Consider the following 18,658-nt stretch of genomic DNA (forward strand, 5'->3'; position numbering starts at 1 on the left):
CTAGCTGCCCGGCGGGAGCTTCGCCAGTACTCGACGCGCGTACTGCTCGGCATTGGCGCACAGTTCTTCGTTGCTCAGCTTCTTGTCGAAGTCGTTGTAGGTGAGCTGTACATCCTCGGTGCTCGTGTCGTCGATCCGGTGGTGCGCCCAGGTGATCTCGCAGGCCGGCCCGTAGTCCTGGCTGGGCAAGATCGCTTCGGAGACCGTGACTCCGTCCAGGTCGCGCTGCTCGGCTTTGCCCGGCTCGCTCGGCGCGGACAGCAAGCTGACGGAATACACCCCGAGATCCTTCTGCCCGATCCACAAGCACCGGTGCAGGCCTTGGATGGTGAAGCTGAATTTGTTCGGGTTTCCCGGCGGAACCGGTGGTGAATCGGTCATGGCGCACAGGTCGGAGGAAAGCGCGGAGCCGGCGGACAGCGGATAGCGCGCGTCGGTGCCGTACTGGATCTGCGGGACCAGGAAGTTCATCGCTTCGGTCGGGGTGGCGCAGGGATCACCGGTCTCCCGACCCGACGAGGCGGTCATCGCGAAGCCCTGGCTGTACGGGTTCTCGATCGACACGACGCAGTAGATGCCGTCGACCTTCGCGAAACCGCTGAGCCCACCGATCGATATCGGCGTGCCTTTTGACTCCGAGAGCGTTTCGTACAGGTTGACGACCAGCGTGCTGCTGGCGGTTTTGTCCGGCCTGTCTTTGAACGAGAAATCGCATCGTTCGAAGTAGATGCGCTTGCCGTCCGATTGCTCCATCGGCCCGGTCGCGGGTAGGGAGTCGCGTTTGAAAAGCTTGCAGGGATCGATTTCGCGAAGATCTTCCACGGTGAACGCGGCGGGGTGCGGGCGACCGGTGTTGGGACCCGCGTCGCGGCCGGCGCGCTGATCCGCTGAGCTCAGCTTCACCGCGACCACGGCCGCCGTTCCCAGCACGAGCGCCAACGCCAGTGCCACCGCGGTCCGTGCCCGCGTTCGCCGTTTGCCGGGTGTCGCCGGAGCCTCGGCCACCGGCGGCTGAGGCAGCGCCAGGAGGCGGCCGACCTGCTCTTTCTGGACACAGATCAGCGCGTGTACCGCCGGTGGCCACGGAGTGCTGCCCGGTGGGACCGGACCCAGGTGGTCGAGGATCTGGGCCGGCGTTGGCCGCTGCGCCGGATCCTTCGCGAGGCACGGCTCCACCAGTCGTCGCAGCACCGGGGGGAGTGAACCGAGGTCCGGCCGCCCGTGAACGACGTTGTAGAGCACCTGCGGGGTCGACCAGCCGCCGAACGGGGCCCGGCCGGTGGCCGCCATGACCAAGAGGCCGCCCAATGAGAAAACGTCACTCGCCGGGGTGACAGTCCGCCCGTCGGCCTGCTCCGGGGACATGAAGCCGGGCGAGCCGATGATCGAGCCGGTGTGCGTCAGCTCGGAGTCGCCCTCGGCGGCGCGGGCGATGCCGAAGTCGATGACCCGGGCGCCGTCGTCGGTGAGCAGCACGTTGCTCGGTTTGAGGTCGCGGTGGACCAAGCCGGCCCGGTGGATTTCGGTGAGTGCCGACGCCAGCCCGACCGCGAGGATCCGGATGGCCCCCGGTGGGAGGGGCCCCGCCGCCTCGACGGCTTCCTTCAGCGATGGCCCGGCGACGAACACCGAGGCCAGCCACGGTGTCGACGCGTCCGGGTCCGCGTCCATGACCGCCGCCGTGTAAGCGCCTGAGACCATCCGTGACGCTTGGACCTCGTGGCGGAACCTGGACCGGAACCCGTCGTCGTGCGCGAAGCCCGGGTGCACCTGTTTGACCGCCACGAGCCTGCCGTCCGGTGACACCCCGAGCAGTACTCGTCCCATTCCGCCTTCGCCGAGCGCCGCGACCAGGCGGTACCGCCCGACATGTCGGGATTCGCCCGGGTTCAGTGGTTTCATGATCGCTTCCCTCCCCGCCGGACATGCTACAAAGCGTGTCCGGCGGCCCGCTGGGGTGGAAGTTGACGGAGATCCGTACGCGCGGCCCGAGTGAAGTCATAAAGTAAGCGGCGGGAACCGTCCTGGTCATGGTGACGTCTGATCGGGCGGAGACAAGTTTCCGAAGGGGATGACGAACCGTGCCTGTCTACGACCCGGACTCGATGGCCATCGCGGCCCGCAACGTGGAGAAGCTGAAGGACGAGTTCGAGAAGTCGAAGAAGCATCTCACCGGGGTCGACGACGAGAAGGAAAGCCCCTTCGGCACGATGGGTGGTTCCCAGGACGTGCACGGCGCGGTCGGCGAGTTCAAACACGGCGTGCACTCCGAATTCGACGCGGCCGGGAAGCTGATGGAGGCGACCAGTTTCGTCTTGAAGAAGGCCGCCGGGCTGATCGCCGAAGCCGATCAGGTCGGGGCGAGCGACCTCAAGCTGCACGAACACGGGAACCAGTGAGCGCGTGGACGGCCTTGTGGGGCCTGGATGACAAGGGGGCGGCACTGTGGCTGGGCTGATCGACTTTCCGCCGAACTGGCCGGACATCGAGGCCAAGAAGAAGCAGGTCGACGGCATCAAGCCGGAGTCGATCGAAAAGGCGGCCCAGCAGTTCAAGACCGCCGCCACGCAGGCCGGTGACCACGGCGCTGCCCTGAAGTCGGCTACGGACTCGCTGTCCGCCGGCGTCTGGAAAGGCCCGGCCGCGGACGCGTTCGTCGGCTACGTGAAGCAGATCACCACCGCGGGTGACAAGGTGCAGACGCACCTCACCGACGTCGGCAACGACCTCAGTGCGCTGTCGTCGCAGTTGAGCGACATCAAGGGCAAGGTCAACGACGCCTACGAAACCGCGAAGACGGCGATCCAGAACCGCATCAACGCGGAGACCCCCAAGGCGCAGGCCGCGATGAACGCCGAGGCCGAACACGCGAGGGACGAGCAAAAGCCCGCGCCGAGCCCGTCGTCGAAGGAAATCGTCGACAACGCCAACAAGGCGAACCTGAACGACGCCACCACCGCGCTCGGGAAGATCGACCCGCTGCTCTCGAGCGCGGACGACCTGGTCAAGAAGTCCCAGGCGCTGATGAAGACCCAGATCGAGGGCGGTTATTCGAAGGTTCCGCTGCCCAACAGCGACGGCACCGTTCCGCAGAGCACCGGCGGCATCCACAGCAACGGCTCCTCCCACCACGGCGGTGGTGGCGGAGGCGGCGGTGGTGGCGGCGGAGGCGGTGGCGGTGGTGGCCTCGGCCCCAGCGGTGGCCCGCCCTCCTCGCCGCCCCCGGGCAACGTCCAGCAGTGGATCCAGGAAGCCATCAAGGCCCTGCAGGCCGCCGGGGTGCCGGTCACCGACGCGGACATCCCCAACATCTGGGCGATCATCCAGCACGAGTCGGGCGGGAATCCCAATGCCATCAACAACTGGGACTGCGTACCGCTGGACACGCAGATCCTGACCAGGCGCGGTGTCCTGAAGCACAACGCGGTCGAAGTCGGCGACGAGACGATCGGCTTCAACCCGGCCACCGGGCGGAGCGAGTGGACGCGGATCACCCGGGTCGTCCACCACGAAGACGCCGCGCTGGTGCGGATGAGCAACTCCCGGTGGCAGGCGACCACCACGCCGAACCACCGCTGGCTCACCCTGCCGCGCGTCCACGTTCGGCGCACCGACCTGCCGGTGATCTGCCCGGAGTGCGGCTGGGCGCCGGGTGCGGCACAGCAGCCGGAGAACGGTGTGGCGGTACACCGGCGCAAGAAGCACGGTTTCGTCTCGCCGAAGCAGGAGAACCGGCACGCGGCCGAGGCGCGCTTCGTCACGACCGAAGACGTCGGGTCACGCGACCGGATCCTCCTGGCGGCGCCCGCGGCGACCGGATCGGCGCTCGAGATCAGCGTGGCGGAAGCCGCCATCCTCGGCTGGATCGCCGGTGACGGGCACGTCGAGACCAGGCGGCACCGCCCGACCATGTCCATCGCGCAGTCGAAGCCCGAAATGGTGGAGAAGCTCCGCGACCTCCTCGACGGTGTACCGCACGCGGTCTACGTCGATGACCGTGGTGGGTGCGGGCCCCGGCACCAGTTCCGGCTGGACCACGACTACGCCCAGGACCTGCTGGCCAGGGCGGGCCACCCCAAGTCCGATGCGGTCGCTCAGATCCTGTCGATGTCCGCCGAGCAGCGTGCGGCGTGGCTCGAAGCGATCGTCGACGCCGAGGGCACCCAGTACACGCGGCCCGGCTACTCGAAGCCGCAGGTGGTCGTCTACCAGGCGCCGGGCGCGGTCCTCGAGGCGATCGCACTGGCCGGTTACCTGTCCGGGACGCGGCCTCGGGTGCTCCCGGTCAACCGGACGAACCAGCCGGAGACCTGGCGCCAGGAAGCCGTCGTGCACTTCAACAACCCGATCGTCACGGGAGCTTTCCTGCGGAAGGAAGCCGCCGGGCGGGCAGACGTGTGGTGCGTGACGACCGAACTGGGCACGTGGACGGCTCAGGAGGGTGATCACCTCTTCCTGACCGGCAACTCCAATGCCGCCGCCGGGCACCCGTCCAAGGGGCTCATGCAGTGCATCGACTCGACGTTCAACGCGCACAAGCTGCCCGGGCACGACAACATCTACAACCCGGTCGACAACATCATCGCGGGTGTCCGGTACTCCTACGACCGCTACGGCGGCCTCGGGAACGTGCCCGGCATCAAGGCCATGGCCCACGGCGGTGCCTACCAGGGCTACTAGAACTAGCCTGGCCGCATGGTCGACCTCGGAGCCTTCGCCGGTCCCGCGCTGCGGGCCGGTGTGCCGCCCTTCCACGTCATGGACGTCCTCTCCGCGGCCGGTGCGCGGCAGCGGAGTCACGGTGATCTCGTGTCGCTCGCGGCCGGGCAGCCGTCCGCGCCCGCGCCGCGACCCGTGCTGGAGGCCGCGGCGAAAGCGCTGCAGGACAGCACCCTCGGCTACACCGAACAGCTCGGCATCCCCGAGCTGCGCGAGGCTGTGGCCGGGCACTACCGGCAGCGGTACGACGTCGACGTCCAGGCGCACGACGTCGTCCTGACCACCGGGTCCTCCGGGGGCTTCCTGCTCGCTTTCCTCAGCGCCTTCGACTCCGGCGCCAAGGTCGCGATGGCGCGGCCCGGCTACCCGGCCTACCGCAACCTGCTCTCCGTCCTGGGCTGCGAGGTCGTCGAGTTCGCCACCACCGCGGAGACGAACTTCCAGCCCACCGTCGGCCTGCTCGACGAGCTCGGTCCGATCGACGGCCTGATCGTCGCCAGCCCGAGCAACCCGACCGGGACCGTGCTGCCGCCCGGGGAGCTCGCCGCCATCACCGGGTGGTGCGCGTCGCACGGCGTGCAGCTGATCAGCGACGAGATCTACCACGGCATCTCCTACGGCGCCGAGCTCGACTGCGCGTGGCAGTACGGGCGCGAGCCGATCGTGCTCGGCAGCTTCTCCAAGTACTTCGCGATGACCGGCTGGCGGCTCGGGTGGCTGCTCGCGCCGCAGCGCCTCCACCGCGCGATCGACGTCCTGACCGGCAACTTCACCATCTGCCCGCCCGCCGTCTCGCAGTACGCGGCGCTGGCCGCCTTCACGCCCGAGGCGTACGCGGAGGCCGACGCGCACGTCGAGCGGTACCGCGCCAACCGCGACCGGCTCTTCGCCGGCCTGCGGCGCATCGGCCTGACCGAGCTCGCGCCCGCGGACGGCGCCTTCTACGCGTACGCCGACGTCAGCGCGTACACCGGGGACAGCCTGAGCTGGTGCCAGCGGTTGCTCGCCGACACCGGCCTCGCGATCACCCCCGGCGTCGACTTCGACCCGGTCGACGGCGGCAAGTACGTGCGGTTCTCCTTCGCCGGCAGCGCCGAGGACATCGACGAAGGCGTCCGGCGGCTCGGCGCGTGGCTCGGCCAGGGGGAACCCTGATTTAACCCCGAACGTTGGGCGATGAGAGGGAGTTTCCCCGCCGGGGATGGCACATTGGAGTGACCGGGCCGGTGGGGCCACGGGGACACAGCGGAGGAACCATGTTCTGGAAGATCGTCGGCGCCCTGATCGTCGCCTGGGTGGCGTTCATGGTGCTGGGTGCCGTGATCGGGTTCGTGTTCAAGGCCGTCCTGTGGATCGCCATCATCGGCGGCATCGCCTTCCTCGGCGCGGCCGGCTACAAGGCGATCACCGGCAACAAGGACAGCAAGCGCATCAACCGCTACTGAGAACTCAGGGGATCCGCGCCACGCCGCCCAGCGCCGTCCGGTTGACCGGCGTCAGCGGCGCCAGGCGCGGCCCGTCCGGCCACCACAGGTGTGGCTCGGTCAGGCCGGGTTCGAGCAGCTCGAGCCCGTCGAAGAAGGACGCGATCTCGGCACGCGAGCGGTAACGCGTGTCGAGCCCCTCGCGGGCGAGCCGGTCCTGCAGCGAGGCCGCGACGACGGCTGCTTCGGTGGCGTCGAGCGGGTTGTGGCGGTGCAGCAGGAGCAGGTACGAGCCCGGGGCCAGCGCGCCGGCGTAGGACTTGACCACCTGCTGCGCCTGCTGGAGGTCGGCGACGTGGTCGACGACCCCGCACAGCACGAGCCCGGCCGGCCGGTCGAGGTCGATGAACCGGGCCACCCCGGCGAGTGTCTCGCCGGGGTTCAGCGGGTCGGTGCCGCAGATGTGCGTGAAGTCGTTGTCGACGAGCAACGCCCGCCCGTGCGCCTCCACCACCGGGTCGTCGTCGACGTAGACGACGTGCGCTTCCGGGTCGTACTTCTGCGCCACCTGGTGGGTGTTCTCCACCGTCGGGAAGCCCGAGCCCAGGTCGACGAACTGGTCGACGCCGAGCCGTTCGGTCAGGTACCGGACGGCGCGGACCAGCCACTGCCGCGTCTCGCGCGCCATCGCCGGGGCGGCCGGCGCGATGTCCAGGAGCTCGCGCAGGAGGACGCGGTCGGCCTCGTAGTGGTTCTGCCCGCCGAGCAACGCGTCCCGGACACGAGCGAGGCTCGGCCGGTCGAAGTCGACGCGGGCCGACGGTCGTTCGCTCGTCGCCATGGGGTACCTACCGGAGAAGTCGGCGGTGGACGCGCCCAGCCTAGGACACGGGGATCACGGCGGGTAGGCGGCCGTGCGGGGTGGGTGAGTCCGTCAGTCCAGCCAGGCCTTGGCCGCGTCGGCGCCGTTCCACAGCTGAGCCTTCAGCCCGGCCGCCCGTGCGCCGTCCACATTGGACTCGCGGTCGTCGAAGAACAGGCAGTCCGCCGGCTCCGCGCCGAGTTCGTCGAGCAGCAGCCGGAAGATCTTCGCGTCCGGCTTGACGCACCGGACGTCGCCCGAGAACAGCGTCACGCGGAAGTGCCGGATCCAGTCCTGCGCGCGGGCCCATTCGCCGAACACCGAAGGCGCGTTCGAGAGCAGCGCCAGCGCCGCGCCGGCTTCGGAAAGCGCCTCGAGCAGGGCTTCCGACGACGGCTCGAGGTAGCCCCAGCCGTCGATGTCGATGCGGGTCAGCTCGGCCGACAGCGCTTCGTCGACCGGCACGCCGAGTGCCTCGCCGACGGACTGCCAGTACTCCAGCGGGGTGCTGCCGGCGTCGTACGGGAGCCGCAGGTCCCAGTACGCCTTTTCGAACTCCGGCAGCGGGGCGCCCAGCGCGGCGGCCAGGTCGGGGCGGGCGGCGCTCGGCTTGCTCAGCACGTCGCCGTAGTCGAACACGATCCAGTTCACGGGGTCCCCCAGTGCGTCAAGCGCCGGTCTTGATCCGGCGCAGGGCTTCTTCGACGTCGGTCGCGCTGAGGTCCCGGTGCGTGACGAACCGGACCTTGCCCGCCATCGGCACCGCGCGGATCCCGAGCGAGTCGAGCCAGTTCAGCGCGGTCGGGATGTCGGGCACCTCGGCCAGCACGATGTTGGTGTCCGGCGTGTTCGTCGGCCAGCCGTGCTCGCGCAGGCCGTCGGCGAGGCGCGCGGCGTTTTCGTGCGAGTCGGCCAGGTCCGGGACGCGGTCCAGCGCGACCAGGCAGGCCGCGGCCAGGATGCCGCCCTGCCGGACGCCGCCGCCGAGCATCTGGCGCATCCGGCGGGCGCGCTCCACGAACGCCGTGCTGCCGGCGACGACCGAGCCGACCGGCGCGCCGAGGCCCTTGCTGAAGCAGGCCGACACGGTGTCGACGCCGACGGTCAGCGCGGCGGGCGGCACCTCCAGCGCGACCGCGGCCTGCCAGAGCCGGGCGCCGTCGAGGTGCACGGCCAGGCCGGCTTCCTTCGCGACGGACAGCAGCTGCGCGTGCTCGTCCGGCGGGGTCACGGCGCCACCGGCCGCGTTGTGGGTGTTCTCGAGGCAGAGCAGCGACGTCCGTAATGTGAAATACGGCCCGGGTTGTCCGATCGCGGCCGCGAGGGCGTCAGGCGAAGGGCGGCCCGGGCCGCCGTCGTGCTCCAGGATGTCCGGCATGCCGCCGGCCAGCCAGGCGGCCGAGCCCAGCTCGTTGGACAGCACGTGCGCGCCCCGGGTGGCCAGGAACCGGTCGCCGCGCTGCAGGTGCAGGCTCAGCGCGATCAGGTTGGCCATCGTCCCGCTCGGCACCCAGAGCGCGGCCGCCATGCCCAGGACGTGCGCGGCCCGTTCTTCCAGGGCGGCGACCGTCGGGTCGTGCTCGAGGACGTTGTCGCCGACCTCGGCCGACGCCATCGCCGCGCGCATCGTTTCATCCGGACGGGTGACGGTGTCGGAGCGGAAGTCCAGCGGCGGCAGGGTGAAGGTCACGGAGCGATCACATCACACCCACCTCGCGGGGATCAATCAACCCTCGGGTGGTCGAACCCCCTCGGTCCGTGCAACCGTGGACGCCCCTGATTCCGTCCTCATGGGCGAACGACAACAGAGCGGAGCACGACTGCGCGTGGACCAGCGCGACGAGGAGGAGTTCGCGGAGTACTTCGCCGCCAGGCGGGACGCCGTGCGCCGGACCGCGTACATGCTCTGCGGCGACTGGCACCGGGCGGACGACCTCGCGCAGACGGCGTTCGTCGCACTGCACCGGAGGTGGACGAAGATCAGGGATCGCGCGGCGACCGACGCGTACGTCCGCAAGACGCTCGTGCGGGCGTCGATCGACGAATCGCGGCGTCCGTGGCGGCGCGAGTGGCAGACCGAGACGCTGCCGGAACCGGCCGACGACTCGCCGGGCCTCGACGACCTCGTCGCGACCAGGGAAGACCTGCTCGCGGCGCTGAAGGAGGTGCCGCCCAAGCAGCGGGCGGTGCTGGTCATGCGGTACTTCGAAGGGCTCGACGTCACCAGCGCGGCGAAGGCGCTGGGCTGCAGCGAAGGCAACGTGAAGAGCCAGACCGCACGCGGGCTGGCGAACCTCAAGCAGGTGCTGGAACGGGAGGTGGAGACCAATGGATGAGCAGGAGCTGCGCTCGTTGTTCTCCGCCGCGCCGCCGGAGGCACCCGCGGCCACGTTCTCCCAGGACGACGTCGTCCGCGAATCCCGCCGCCAGACCGTGCGCCGCCGCAACCGGATCACGACCGGGGTGAGCGCCGCGGCACTGGTCGTCGTCGGGTTCGGTGCGTACGGAGTGCTCTCCGGGGGTACTTCGAAGGAGATGACCGCGGCGAACGGCAACGCCGTGTCGGCGCAATCGGATGCCGGCTCCGCGCAACCCGGCGACGGCTCGATGCGTCCTCAAGTCGGTGGGGAGTCACCGAACTTCCCGGCTCAGCCGCCCCAGCAGGGGGGCGACGGGGACGGGAAGACCGGCCACTTGGCCGAAGGCGCCTCCGGGTGCGAACTGGTGGACGGGGAGCTCGCCATCGCCCTCGCTGGCGAGCTCCCCGTCCCCGTCGCCACTTCCCAGGCGTCCCCGGGCGGCGCCTGTTCGACGGCGGCGCGCTCCGCCGGGTTCCCGGTGCCGGGCGGCGAGGTGGCCGCGGCGGTGTACCCCAAGGGTCTCCCGGTGGTCTTCAAGTCCCAGCCCGCCGGCACGGTCACGGCGCAGGTCCCGACGGCGTCCGGCGGACAGCTCCTGCTGGTCAGCGTGCCTTCGGCCGGCGGAACAGCGCCGTACGCGGGCCAAGTGGACCAGTTCGCGCGCGCACTCGCGCCCCGCTTCTGAACCCGGGTTCGCCCGGTTGGCAGAATGACCGGCCATGACCGGAGCGACCACCCCGAAGGGGGAGCGACGCCGCGCCGCGCTCGTCGAGGCCGCCGCGAAGCTGCTCGTCGAGGGCGGGTTCGACGCCGTCCGGCACCGGGCGGTCGCCGAGCGGGCCGGCCTGCCGCTCGCATCGACGACGTACTACTTCGACTCGCTCGAGGAGCTGGTCACGGCGGCCGTCGAGCACCACTCGAACGCGGAGCTGGCGGCCGGCCGGCAGCGGCTGGAGGAGCTGGCGACCCGCAACCGCGGCGTGCAGGCGACGGTCGAGCTGGTGCTGGAGATGCTGCTGGGCCCGGAGAGCGGCGACCCGGAGGCGGACGCCGAAGCGGTGCTGCTGCGGTACGAGCGGCTGGTCGCGACCGGCCGCCGCCCGTACCTGCGGCCGCTGATGCGGACGCTGTCGGCTCAGCTCACCGAGCTGCTGACGGAGATCTTCGCCCGCTCGGGCACGCCGGTCTCCGACGCCGAACTCGAGCGGCTGATCGCCCTGGTCGACGGCGCGGTCGTGAACGCACTGATCGAGATCGACCCCGAACCCCGCGCGGCCGCGGCCCGCATGCTCCAAAACGCCCTCGCCTGAACACTCACGACTTGCGCTGTGCCTTCTCCAGGTCGTCGCGGGACTTGGTGACCAGTGCCAGCATCGCCTGCTCCGCCGCGGCCGGGTCGCCGGAGACGATCGCGTCCAACACCTTGCGGTGGCTCGGTACCGGGTCCTCCGCCGACGACGCGCCGTGCACCAGCTTGTCGCGCTCGGCCAGCCCGATCGCGATCACCCGCTCCATCCGCATCAGGAAGTTGTTGTGGGTGGCGGCCATCAGCCGCCGGTGGAAGGCTAGGTCGGCCTGGACGCTCGCCTCCGGGTCGGTGGCCGCGGCCATGTCGGCCAGCGCTTCCCGCAGTCCCTCGACGTCTTCCTCCGACGCGCGCCCGGCGGCGATCCGGGCCGCGGCCGGCTCCACGACCGCGCGGACCTCGGTGAGCTCGTCGAGCAGGCCCGGGTCGTCGGCGGCCGCGGTCTGCCAGCGCATGACGTCGGCGTCGAGCATGTTCCACTTCTCGCGCGGCTGGACGAACGTGCCGCGCTTCTGCCGGGCGTCGATCATGCCCTTCGCGGCCAGCACTTTGAGCGCTTCGCGCAGCGCGGTCAGGCTGATGTCGAGCTCTTCGCGCAGGCCGGGCAGGTCGAGGACGGTGCCCTCGCCCCACTCGTCGGCGAGAATCCGGCTGGCCAGTGCCTCCACGGTCTGGCCGTGCAACCCGCGTGGCCGGTGTTCGGTCAATGGAGGGCCCTCTCAGCTGGCGGACTGGCGGAAGGTCATCCTACGCTGCCTCCGAAGTCGTCATAAATTATGAATACATCTTGACAGCGACGGCGGCCGGTTGCACTCTTTGGCAGCAGTCACGCGCCAAGACAAAGGGGGTCACGACATGACGAGTGCCGGCCTGTCCCGCCGTCGTTTCCTGCGCAACGCGAGCCTCGCCGGGCTGGGGGCCGTCGGCTCGGGCAGCTTCCTCGCCGCCTGCGCCACTTCCGCCTCCAGCGGCCCGGTCAAGCAGGCCGCCGGCGCGGTCACCGTCCAGTCGAACCTGTCCTCGCCCGAGGCGAAGAAGGCGATCGAGGCGCTGGCCAAGGCGTTCGGCGACAAGGGCGGCGCGACGGCGACCGTGAACACGGTGGCGTCGGAAACCTTCCGCACCCAGCTGCCCAGCTACCTCACCGCGGCCACCCCGCCCGACACGTTCACGTGGTACCCGGGCTCGCTGCGCTGATCGACGGCGCCGGCGTCGTCCAGATCTTCTGGCGGATCATCCTGCCGATGACCCGCCCGGCGCTGGCCGCACTCGGCGCGCTGGCGTTCACCTGGACGTTCAACGACCTGCTGTGGTCGATCACCGTGCTGCGCACCGGGACCGTGATGCCGGTGACGCCGGCGCTGCTCGGCCTGCAGGGGCAGTACGTGTCCGACTGGAACGTGATCGCGGCGGGTTCGGTCATCGCGGCCGTCCCGACCGTGGCGGTGTTCCTGCGGTTCCAGAAGCACTTCATCTCGGGGCTGGCGATCGGGGCGATCAAGTGACGTGGACGGTTCGGCTCGCGACCACCTCGTACACCGTGGCGCTGGATCCGTCCCGGCGCTGGGCGGAACTCGTCGCGTGGGGGCCTTCGGGTGTCGAGGACGGGCCGTCGGTGTTCGCCAACCGCGGCGAGGTGCACTTCATCACCGAGGCCGACGCGGCGCCGGTGGAGTACGCTCCGCTGGGCCTGCGCCCGTTCTCCGGTGCGGACGTCTCGGTGCGCGGCGGTTCCTGGTGGCGGTTCGATTCGGCGTCTTCGGGCGCTGACCTGAGACTGACCTTTGTGGACGACGTCTCCGGGTTGCGCGCGGTGCTGTGCTACCGCGCGGTCCCGGAGACCGACGTGCTCACCCGCTGGGCCGAGTTCGAGAACACCGGTTCGTCCACTTTGGAGTTCGACCGGCTCGGCTCGGCGGGCGTCTGCGTGCCGACGACCTCCGGTGCCCGCTTGACGTATTTGACCGGCCAGTGGTCGCAGGAGTTCACCCGCCGGTCGGTCCCGCTGCCCGCGGGCGGCTTCCGGATGGAGAGCCGCTTCGGCGTCCCCGGCCACGCGCACGTGCCGTGGCTGGCGGTGCAGGACACTTCCGGCGGCGCGGCTTACGGCGTCTCCCTGGAGTGGCCGGGTTCGTGGTCCATCGAGGCGGACGTCGAGCCTTCGGGGCTGACGCGCGTCCGGGCCGGCCGGCTGCCCTCGCCCGGCCCCGTGCTGCTCGAGCCGGGTGCTTCGCTGGTCACACCGTCGGTGGCGCTTGCGTCCAGTGTGGATGGTCTCGCGGGGCTGGCGTCGGTGTGGCACGAATACGATCGCGTCCTGGCGGGTCCGCGGTGGCAGCGGCCGCGTCCGGTGTTGTACAACTCGTGGGAGGCGACCGGCTTCGACGTCCGTGCCGCGCACCAGCTGGAGCTGGCGAAGCGGGCAGCGGACCTGGGTGTCGAGCTGTTCGTGGTGGACGACGGCTGGTTCGTGGGCCGCGACGACGACACGGGTGGTCTGGGCGACTGGACCCCGGCGGAACCGACGTTCGGCGCGTTCGTCGACTCGGTGCGGGAGCTAGGCCTGGAGTTCGGGCTGTGGGTCGAGCCGGAGGCGGTCAGCCCCAAGTCGCAGCTGTACGCGTCGCACCCGGATTGGGTGTACCGCATCGACGGCCGCCCGCTGACGTTGATCCGGAACCAGCTGCTGCTGGACCTGGGCCTGCCTTCCGTCGTTTCGTATGTGAAGTCCACTTTGGACTCGTTGCTGACGACGTACCCGATTTCGTACCTGAAGTGGGACATGAACCGCCCCCCGACGGAACGCGGCCGCCCGGGCTCGCCTGCCGCGGACCTGGACGCCGAGCACGTGGCGGGCTACTTGTCGGTGCTGGACCACCTGCGTTCCCACCACCCGCACGTGACGATCGAGGCGTGCGCGGGCGGCGGCGCCCGCACCGACCTGGCGACGGTCGCCCGCGCGGACGTGGTGTGGCCGAGCGACAACACGGGCCCGCTGGACCGCCTCGCGATCCAGGACGGGTTCCTGCTGGTGCACGCGCCGCACCTGATGAGTTCGTGGGTGACGGACGCCCCGGGCGTCTTCGACCCGCGCCCTCGTTCACTGCGCTTCCGCTTCGTGACGGCGATGGCGGGCGTCCTGGGCATCGGCGCGGACCTGTCCCGGTGGGCACCGGAGCAGCACGCGGAAGCGGCTTCGCTGGTGGCGCTGTACAAGTCGATCCGCGACGTGATCCACCACGGCCGCGCCCGAGCGCTCCACGGCCCGGCCGACCCGACCGCGGCCACGCAGTACACGTCGGAGGACGGCGACACGGTGGTGGTCCTGGCGTGGAGCACGGGCCGGCTGACGGGAGCCCCACTGACCCCGGGCCGCTCCTCCCGGGTCCGGCTGGCGGTGGGTGCGGATGCGTCCTATGTGGATGGTAAGGGAACCCGGTACTCGGGTGCGCACCTGAAGTACGCGGGCCTCCCGTTCGACTGGACGGCGGACCACGACGCCGACGTCGTGGTCCTGCACCGTCAGGGCAGGGAAACCGGCAGCACGAACGTCGGCGACCCCGTCGGGTAGTACCTCAGCTCCGACTCCCCGGACGCGGTCAGCGTGAACGCCGTGATCGCGTCCTCCGACTGCGCCGCCACGTAACAAGTCCCGTCCACCAGCGCGAAGTGCCGCGGGTTCGCGCCGCACGGCTGGTCCGCCACCGCGGCTGCCTCGTCGAGGGCGAACTCCGTCACGCAGTCCGGGCCGCGGTTCGACAGGTACAAGCGCGTTCCCGTCAGCTCCACGTGCGCCACCAGGTTCGGCACCGACGGCGGCGTCACCGTGGATGCCGTCGAAGCGACCACCGAAAACGCGCCCGGGGACGTCTCCCGGACCGTCACGAGTGTTCCGGCCAGCTCCCCGACGACGTACGCGAGGTCCGTCCCCGGCCGGCGGACCAGCTGGCGTGGGCCCGTGCCCGGCGGTAGCGAAGACACCGCCAACGGCTCCAGGCTGCCCGACGGCGTGAGTGTGTAGCTGCGGATTTCGTCCGTTCCCAGGTCGACCGCGCTCACGGTGCCCGGGCCGGGGACCGCCATGTGGACGTGTGCCGCCTCTTGGCGGTCAGTGCGCGGCCCGCTGCCGGAGTGCTGTGCCAGCGCGGTCCGGGATTCCAGCGCACCGGACGACGACAGCGAGAACACCGCGAAGCTGCCGCCGGTGTAGTTGGCGCACAGCAGGAACCGGCCGTCCGGGGTCACCGCCAGGTGGCACGGGTGCGCGCCGCCCGTCTCCAGGGTGCCCAGCACGGACAACGAGCCGGCAGCGTCGAAGGACAACGCCGTCACGGACCCGGTCGCGGTCTCGTTCACCGCGTACAGCACCGGCAGGGACGGGTGCCGCACCAGCCACGAAGGACACTCCAGCGGCAGCGAAGCCACTTCCGTCAGCGAACCGGAGGCGGACCGGGAGAACGTCGTGATCCCCGTGCCGTTCCCCGCTTCCCCGGTGTAGCACCCGACGAAGACCAGTTCAGCCATGCGCGCTCCTCAACAGCGTCTCGACCCGGACGGCGATCTCCGCCGCGGTGCCGCGGGTCAGCGCCGAACCGACCCCGCACGCCACCGCACCCGCCGACAGCCAGCCTGGCACGTCTTCCGGCGCGATGCCGCCGGTGGGTACCAGCGGAGCCTGCGGCAGCGCGGCCCGCACGTCGGAGATCCACGACGGCGTCAGCGCGGAAGCCGGGAACACTTTCACTGCGTCGGCGCCTTCCTCCAGCGCGCGCACGATTTCGGTCACCGAACCGGCGCCGGGGAAGGCCGCCGCGCCGTACCGGTGAGCGGTGCGGATCACCGCCGCGTCCGCCGACGGCGACACCAGGAACCGCGCCCCCGCGCGGATCGCGAGCACCGCCGAAGCCTCGTCGAGGACGGTGCCGGCGCCGATCGTCGCGTCCGGGTAGGCCGCCGAGAGACCCGAGATCGCGTCCAGCGCGCCCGGGTTGGTGAGCGGCAGTTCGACCGACCGCAGCCCGGCCTCCAGCACCGCGCGGGCCGCGGCGACCGCCGACTCCGCGTCACGCGTGCGCACGATCCCGACGACGCCCTGGCGCAGTGCGTTGGCGGTGATCTCCCATCGATAGCTCATCACCCGAGCCTACCTCGTGAAATCTTAATTTAGGATTTATTCTTGACGTGTCCCGACGCGTCCCGGCATGCTGCTCCCCGGCTCGCAGTTCACCGGAGAAAGGCGTCCGGCACATGCTCCTGAAGAGAACCCTCGCGGTGGCCGCCGCGGTCGCCGCCACCCTCACGGCGGTACCCGCTCACGCGACCCCGGCAGCGGATCAAGGCGCTCCCGACTACTACGACAGCGGCGTCGCGAAGACCCCGTACATGGGCTGGAACACCTACTACGGCCTCGGCGCGCCCAGCGAGGCGTCGGTCAAGTCCGTCGCGGACTTCCTCGTCTCCAGCGGCCTGCGCGAAGCCGGCTACCGCTACGTCTGGATCGACGGCGGCTGGACCGCGCCCGATCCCCGTGACCAGGCCGGCAACCTCCACGAGGACCCCGCCAAGTTCCCCAGTGGACTGTCCACTTTGGTCGGCTACCTGCACGGCAAGGGCCTCGAGGCCGGCATCTACACCGACGCGGGCGCCTCCGACGGCAAGAACTGCGCGGCCGGCTCCGGCGGGTACTACGAGCAGGACACCAAGCGCTTCGCGAGCTGGAAGTTCGACGCCGTCAAGGGCGACTTCCTCTGCGGCATCGCCCAGAACCTCAAGCCCGCCGACGCGTTCACGCAGTTCAGCAAGGCCCTCGCCATGGCGGGCCGCCCGATGGTGCTGAACATCTGCAACCCGGTCACCGACGAGTGGGGCGTGCCGCACGGCCCGGACCAGGTCGCCGGCATCGCCTACAGCTACGGCCCGCTCGTCGCCGACTCCTGGCGCACCAGCACCGACATCGCGTTCGGCACGCCGTACGAGGGCATCTGGAAAGACGTCCTGCGCAACATGGACGCCAACGCCGCGCACCCCGAGGCGAACGGGCCGGGCCACTACAACGACCCCGACTACCTCATCCCGATGCGCAAGACCGAGCAGGGCACCTACGAGCTGAACGAGGAGGAGTCGACCACCCAGTTCGTCATGTGGGCGGAGATGGCCTCCCCGCTGATCCTCGGCTCCGACCCGCGCACGCTGCCCGCGTCGATGCTGAAGACGCTGAAGAACCCGGAGATCGTCGGGGTCAACCAGGACAGCCTCGGCACCCAGGGCGTCCGCGTCGCGACGACCGGCACCACCGACACCTACAGCAAGGTCCTCTCCCGCACCGGCGACCGTGCGGTCGTGCTGCTCAACCGCGGTGAGACGCCGACGCAGATGACGCTGGACTTCGCCGACGCAGGCCTGAAGGGGCGGGTGTCCGTTCGCGACCTCCGGGCGCGGGCCGACCGCGGCAGCGCCACCGGCGGGTACTCGGTCACCGTGCCCGCGCACGGGACGGCGTTCCTGCGCCTGCACGGCACCGACCTCGTCCCGGGCGACGACGTCGCCGGGCCCGCGTCGGCCAGTCCCGCGGTGGTCCGCGCCGGCGGGAAGACCGTCACGTTCTTCCGCGACCGCGCCGGGAACCTCCAGCAGACCGGCCTCGACGGGCCGCGCCAGGTCGGCGGGAAGTTCCTCGGCCAGCCGGCCGCGGTCGCGACCACCAAGGGCATCGACGTCTACGCCCGCGGCGTCGACAACGCCCTCTACCAGCGCAGTTTCACGACGAAGTGGGGCGACTGGAAACGGCTCGGCGGGACGCTCACCGATTCGCCGTCCGTCACCGGCGACGGAACGGTCTTCGTGCGCGGTGCCGACGGCCAGGTCTGGCAGCGGACCGGTGCCGGTCAGTGGTCCGGTCTCGGCGCACCCGGTGGCAAGCCGATCTACGGCCGGCCCGGCGCCGCGACGGCCACCAGCGGCACGGTCGTCGCCGTCCGGACCGCCGACGACAGCGTCTGGGCCCGCACCAGGACCGGCGACACCTGGTCGGACTGGACGTCCCTCGGCGGCACGGTCAGCAGCAGCCCGACGCTGGTCGCGGTCGGTGCGAAGGTCGCGCTCACCGCGTCCGCGAGCGACTACTCGCTGTGGGCCGACACGTGGTCCGGCTCCTGGGCCGGCTGGTTCAACCGGCCGGAGTACCCGAGCGGGAGCATCGTGGGCACCCTGGGCGCGGCATCCGACGGCGCGTCGCTGTGGTTCGCGGCGCGCGGTCCGGACGACCATGTCCACGTAGCGAAGTTCTGACGAAGGGGTAGGCGATGTTCACGCGCACGGCGGTGGTGACGGGAGCGGCGTCCGGGATCGGGAAAGCGACCGCCCGGAAGCTCCTCGACGACGGCTACCGCGTGCTGGGCGTGGACATCGCCGAACTCCCCGACGGCGTCGTCCCGATCCGGGGCAGCGTCACCGACGAAACGACCTGGGCCGCCATCGGTGAGGTGGACGCCCTGGTCAGCAACGCCTACGTCCCCAGCACCGGGCCGCTGCACGAGATCGACCGCGCCGAGTGGCAGCGGCAGCTCGACGTCAACCTGACCGGGACCTACCTCGGCCTGAAGGCCTGCTTGCCGTCGCTGCGGGAACGGCGTGGCGCGGTCGTGCTGGTCTCCTCGGTGCACGCGCACTTCGGGCTGCCGGGTCACCCCGCGTACGCCGCGAGCAAGGGCGCGCTCGTCGCGCTGGCCCGCCAGCTGGCCGTGGAATACGCCCCCGACGTGCGCGTCAACTCCGTGCTGCCCGGACCGGTCCGCACCGAAGCCTGGGACCGCATCTCGCCGGAAGACCGCGAACGCAGCGCACAGGCGACGCCGGCGGGCCGCCTCGGCGACCCGGCCGAAGTGGCGAACGTGATCGCCTTCCTGCTCTCGGCCGCCGCGTCGTTCGTCACCGGCGCCGAGCTGACCGTCGACGGCGGCTGGTCCGCCGCCAAGGATTCCGCGTAGAT

General features: G+C 70.7%; 18 protein-coding genes and 2 pseudogenes. 13 read left to right on the forward strand and 7 right to left on the reverse strand.

All coding sequences use genetic code 11. The features are described from left to right. Nucleotides 1–1,902: a serine/threonine-protein kinase gene (locus tag MUY14_RS38185; protein ID WP_247016802.1), complete on the reverse strand. Its 1,902-nt coding sequence runs from the start codon at nt 1,900–1,902 to the stop codon at nt 1–3. A gap of 179 nt (nt 1,903–2,081) precedes the next feature. Between MUY14_RS38185 and MUY14_RS38190 the strand changes: the two genes are divergently transcribed. The 5 genes and pseudogenes from MUY14_RS38190 (at nt 2,082) to MUY14_RS38210 (ending at nt 6,164) form a co-directional block, all read left to right on the forward strand. Continuing rightward, nucleotides 2,082–2,399 (forward strand): hypothetical protein, encoded by a 318-nt coding sequence (locus tag MUY14_RS38190; protein WP_247016805.1) that lies wholly within the window; start codon nt 2,082–2,084, stop codon nt 2,397–2,399. 46 nt (nt 2,400–2,445) lie between these two features. After that, nucleotides 2,446–2,745, forward strand: a pseudogene (locus tag MUY14_RS47160) (WXG100 family type VII secretion target); the annotation flags it as partial. Between the two features lie 1,719 nt (nt 2,746–4,464). Beyond that, nucleotides 4,465–4,680, forward strand: a pseudogene (locus tag MUY14_RS38200) (transglycosylase SLT domain-containing protein); the annotation flags it as partial. 15 nt (nt 4,681–4,695) lie between these two features. Further along, nucleotides 4,696–5,874 (forward strand): pyridoxal phosphate-dependent aminotransferase, encoded by a 1,179-nt coding sequence (locus MUY14_RS38205; protein WP_247016807.1) that lies wholly within the window; start codon nt 4,696–4,698, stop codon nt 5,872–5,874. Between the two features lie 101 nt (nt 5,875–5,975). Next, nucleotides 5,976–6,164, forward strand: coding sequence for a hypothetical protein (locus tag MUY14_RS38210; RefSeq protein ID WP_247016808.1), 189 nt, complete (start codon nt 5,976–5,978; stop codon nt 6,162–6,164). A gap of 4 nt (nt 6,165–6,168) precedes the next feature. Here the strand turns inward: MUY14_RS38210 and MUY14_RS38215 are convergent, their stop codons facing one another. From MUY14_RS38215 to MUY14_RS38225, 3 genes are all read right to left on the reverse strand, one after another. Next, nucleotides 6,169–6,984 (reverse strand): SAM-dependent methyltransferase, encoded by an 816-nt coding sequence (locus MUY14_RS38215; RefSeq protein WP_247016810.1) that lies wholly within the window; start codon nt 6,982–6,984, stop codon nt 6,169–6,171. A gap of 93 nt (nt 6,985–7,077) precedes the next feature. Next, nucleotides 7,078–7,656: an HAD family phosphatase gene (locus tag MUY14_RS38220; protein WP_247016812.1), complete on the reverse strand. Its 579-nt coding sequence runs from the start codon at nt 7,654–7,656 to the stop codon at nt 7,078–7,080. Nucleotides 7,657–7,672: 16 nt separating this feature from the next. Continuing rightward, nucleotides 7,673–8,695 (reverse strand): low specificity L-threonine aldolase, encoded by a 1,023-nt coding sequence (locus MUY14_RS38225; protein WP_247016814.1) that lies wholly within the window; start codon nt 8,693–8,695, stop codon nt 7,673–7,675. 136 nt (nt 8,696–8,831) lie between these two features. Here MUY14_RS38225 and MUY14_RS38230 point away from each other — a divergent pair, with 136 nt between their 5' ends. Genes MUY14_RS38230 through MUY14_RS38240 form a run of 3 tightly spaced genes read left to right on the forward strand, consistent with a single transcriptional unit; the run spans nt 8,832 to nt 10,675 of the window. Further along, on the forward strand, nt 8,832–9,341 hold the full coding sequence (locus MUY14_RS38230) for a SigE family RNA polymerase sigma factor (protein ID WP_247016816.1): 510 nt from the start codon (nt 8,832–8,834) through the stop codon (nt 9,339–9,341). Further along, the gene (locus tag MUY14_RS38235) at nt 9,334–10,050 is read left to right on the forward strand and encodes a hypothetical protein (protein WP_247016818.1); all 717 of its coding nucleotides are present in this window, start codon (nt 9,334–9,336) and stop codon (nt 10,048–10,050) included. Before MUY14_RS38230 ends, MUY14_RS38235 begins: the two co-directional genes overlap by 8 nt. A gap of 34 nt (nt 10,051–10,084) precedes the next feature. After that, nucleotides 10,085–10,675 carry a TetR/AcrR family transcriptional regulator gene (locus MUY14_RS38240; protein WP_247016820.1) on the forward strand — a complete coding sequence of 197 codons (591 nt, stop codon included), beginning with the start codon at nt 10,085–10,087 and terminating at the stop codon, nt 10,673–10,675. A gap of 4 nt (nt 10,676–10,679) precedes the next feature. Here the strand turns inward: MUY14_RS38240 and MUY14_RS38245 are convergent, their stop codons facing one another. Then, on the reverse strand, nt 10,680–11,378 hold the full coding sequence (locus MUY14_RS38245; protein ID WP_247016822.1) for a FadR/GntR family transcriptional regulator: 699 nt from the start codon (nt 11,376–11,378) through the stop codon (nt 10,680–10,682). A 148-nt stretch (nt 11,379–11,526) separates the two neighbouring features. On the opposite strand from MUY14_RS38245, the gene MUY14_RS38250 reads away from it, so the two are divergent. The 3 genes from MUY14_RS38250 to MUY14_RS38260 are packed head-to-tail and all read left to right on the forward strand — an operon-like array spanning nt 11,527 to nt 14,242. Then, nucleotides 11,527–11,868: a hypothetical protein gene (locus tag MUY14_RS38250; RefSeq protein WP_247016824.1), complete on the forward strand. Its 342-nt coding sequence runs from the start codon at nt 11,527–11,529 to the stop codon at nt 11,866–11,868. Then, nucleotides 11,844–12,176: an ABC transporter permease subunit gene (locus tag MUY14_RS38255; protein WP_247016826.1), complete on the forward strand. Its 333-nt coding sequence runs from the start codon at nt 11,844–11,846 to the stop codon at nt 12,174–12,176. Before MUY14_RS38250 ends, MUY14_RS38255 begins: the two co-directional genes overlap by 25 nt. Then, entirely contained in the window at nt 12,173–14,242 is a 2,070-nt protein-coding gene (locus MUY14_RS38260; protein WP_247016828.1) for an alpha-galactosidase, read from the forward strand. The genes MUY14_RS38255 and MUY14_RS38260 overlap by 4 nt, the downstream gene beginning before the upstream one ends. Here the strand turns inward: MUY14_RS38260 and MUY14_RS38265 are convergent. Both MUY14_RS38265 and MUY14_RS38270 read right to left on the reverse strand, forming a co-directional pair. Continuing rightward, the gene (locus tag MUY14_RS38265; protein WP_247016830.1) at nt 14,194–15,195 is read right to left on the reverse strand and encodes a beta-propeller fold lactonase family protein; all 1,002 of its coding nucleotides are present in this window, start codon (nt 15,193–15,195) and stop codon (nt 14,194–14,196) included. The genes MUY14_RS38260 and MUY14_RS38265 overlap by 49 nt on opposite strands. Beyond that, nucleotides 15,188–15,805 (reverse strand): bifunctional 4-hydroxy-2-oxoglutarate aldolase/2-dehydro-3-deoxy-phosphogluconate aldolase, encoded by a 618-nt coding sequence (locus tag MUY14_RS38270; RefSeq protein ID WP_247016832.1) that lies wholly within the window; start codon nt 15,803–15,805, stop codon nt 15,188–15,190. Before MUY14_RS38270 ends, MUY14_RS38265 begins: the two co-directional genes overlap by 8 nt. 113 nt (nt 15,806–15,918) lie before the next feature. Here MUY14_RS38270 and MUY14_RS38275 point away from each other — a divergent pair, with 113 nt between their 5' ends. Further along, nucleotides 15,919–17,958 (forward strand): glycoside hydrolase family 27 protein, encoded by a 2,040-nt coding sequence (locus MUY14_RS38275; protein ID WP_247016834.1) that lies wholly within the window; start codon nt 15,919–15,921, stop codon nt 17,956–17,958. A gap of 14 nt (nt 17,959–17,972) precedes the next feature. Beyond that, the gene (locus MUY14_RS38280; protein WP_247016836.1) at nt 17,973–18,656 is read left to right on the forward strand and encodes an SDR family NAD(P)-dependent oxidoreductase; all 684 of its coding nucleotides are present in this window, start codon (nt 17,973–17,975) and stop codon (nt 18,654–18,656) included. The last annotated feature ends 2 nt before the right edge of the window (nt 18,657–18,658 follow it).

Source organism: Amycolatopsis sp. FBCC-B4732, from assembly GCF_023008405.1.
In the GTDB taxonomy this organism is placed as follows: domain Bacteria; phylum Actinomycetota; class Actinomycetes; order Mycobacteriales; family Pseudonocardiaceae; genus Amycolatopsis; species Amycolatopsis pretoriensis_A.

Bases quoted from the DNA above. Each gene is read 5' to 3' on its own strand.
- MUY14_RS38185 (WP_247016802.1), bottom strand. From the start codon at position 1,902: ATGAAACCACTGAACCCGGGCGAATCCCGACATGTCGGGCGGTACCGC.
- MUY14_RS38205 (WP_247016807.1), top strand. From the start codon at position 4,696: ATGGTCGACCTCGGAGCCTTCGCCGGTCCCGCGCTGCGGGCCGGTGTG.
- MUY14_RS38210 (WP_247016808.1), top strand. From the start codon at position 5,976: ATGTTCTGGAAGATCGTCGGCGCCCTGATCGTCGCCTGGGTGGCGTTC.
- MUY14_RS38215 (WP_247016810.1), bottom strand. From the start codon at position 6,984: ATGGCGACGAGCGAACGACCGTCGGCCCGCGTCGACTTCGACCGGCCG.
- MUY14_RS38235 (WP_247016818.1), top strand. From the start codon at position 9,334: ATGGATGAGCAGGAGCTGCGCTCGTTGTTCTCCGCCGCGCCGCCGGAG.
- MUY14_RS38240 (WP_247016820.1), top strand. From the start codon at position 10,085: ATGACCGGAGCGACCACCCCGAAGGGGGAGCGACGCCGCGCCGCGCTC.
- MUY14_RS38250 (WP_247016824.1), top strand. From the start codon at position 11,527: ATGACGAGTGCCGGCCTGTCCCGCCGTCGTTTCCTGCGCAACGCGAGC.
- MUY14_RS38265 (WP_247016830.1), bottom strand. From the start codon at position 15,195: ATGGCTGAACTGGTCTTCGTCGGGTGCTACACCGGGGAAGCGGGGAAC.
- MUY14_RS38270 (WP_247016832.1), bottom strand. From the start codon at position 15,805: ATGAGCTATCGATGGGAGATCACCGCCAACGCACTGCGCCAGGGCGTC.
- MUY14_RS38275 (WP_247016834.1), top strand. From the start codon at position 15,919: ATGCTCCTGAAGAGAACCCTCGCGGTGGCCGCCGCGGTCGCCGCCACC.
- MUY14_RS38280 (WP_247016836.1), top strand. From the start codon at position 17,973: ATGTTCACGCGCACGGCGGTGGTGACGGGAGCGGCGTCCGGGATCGGG.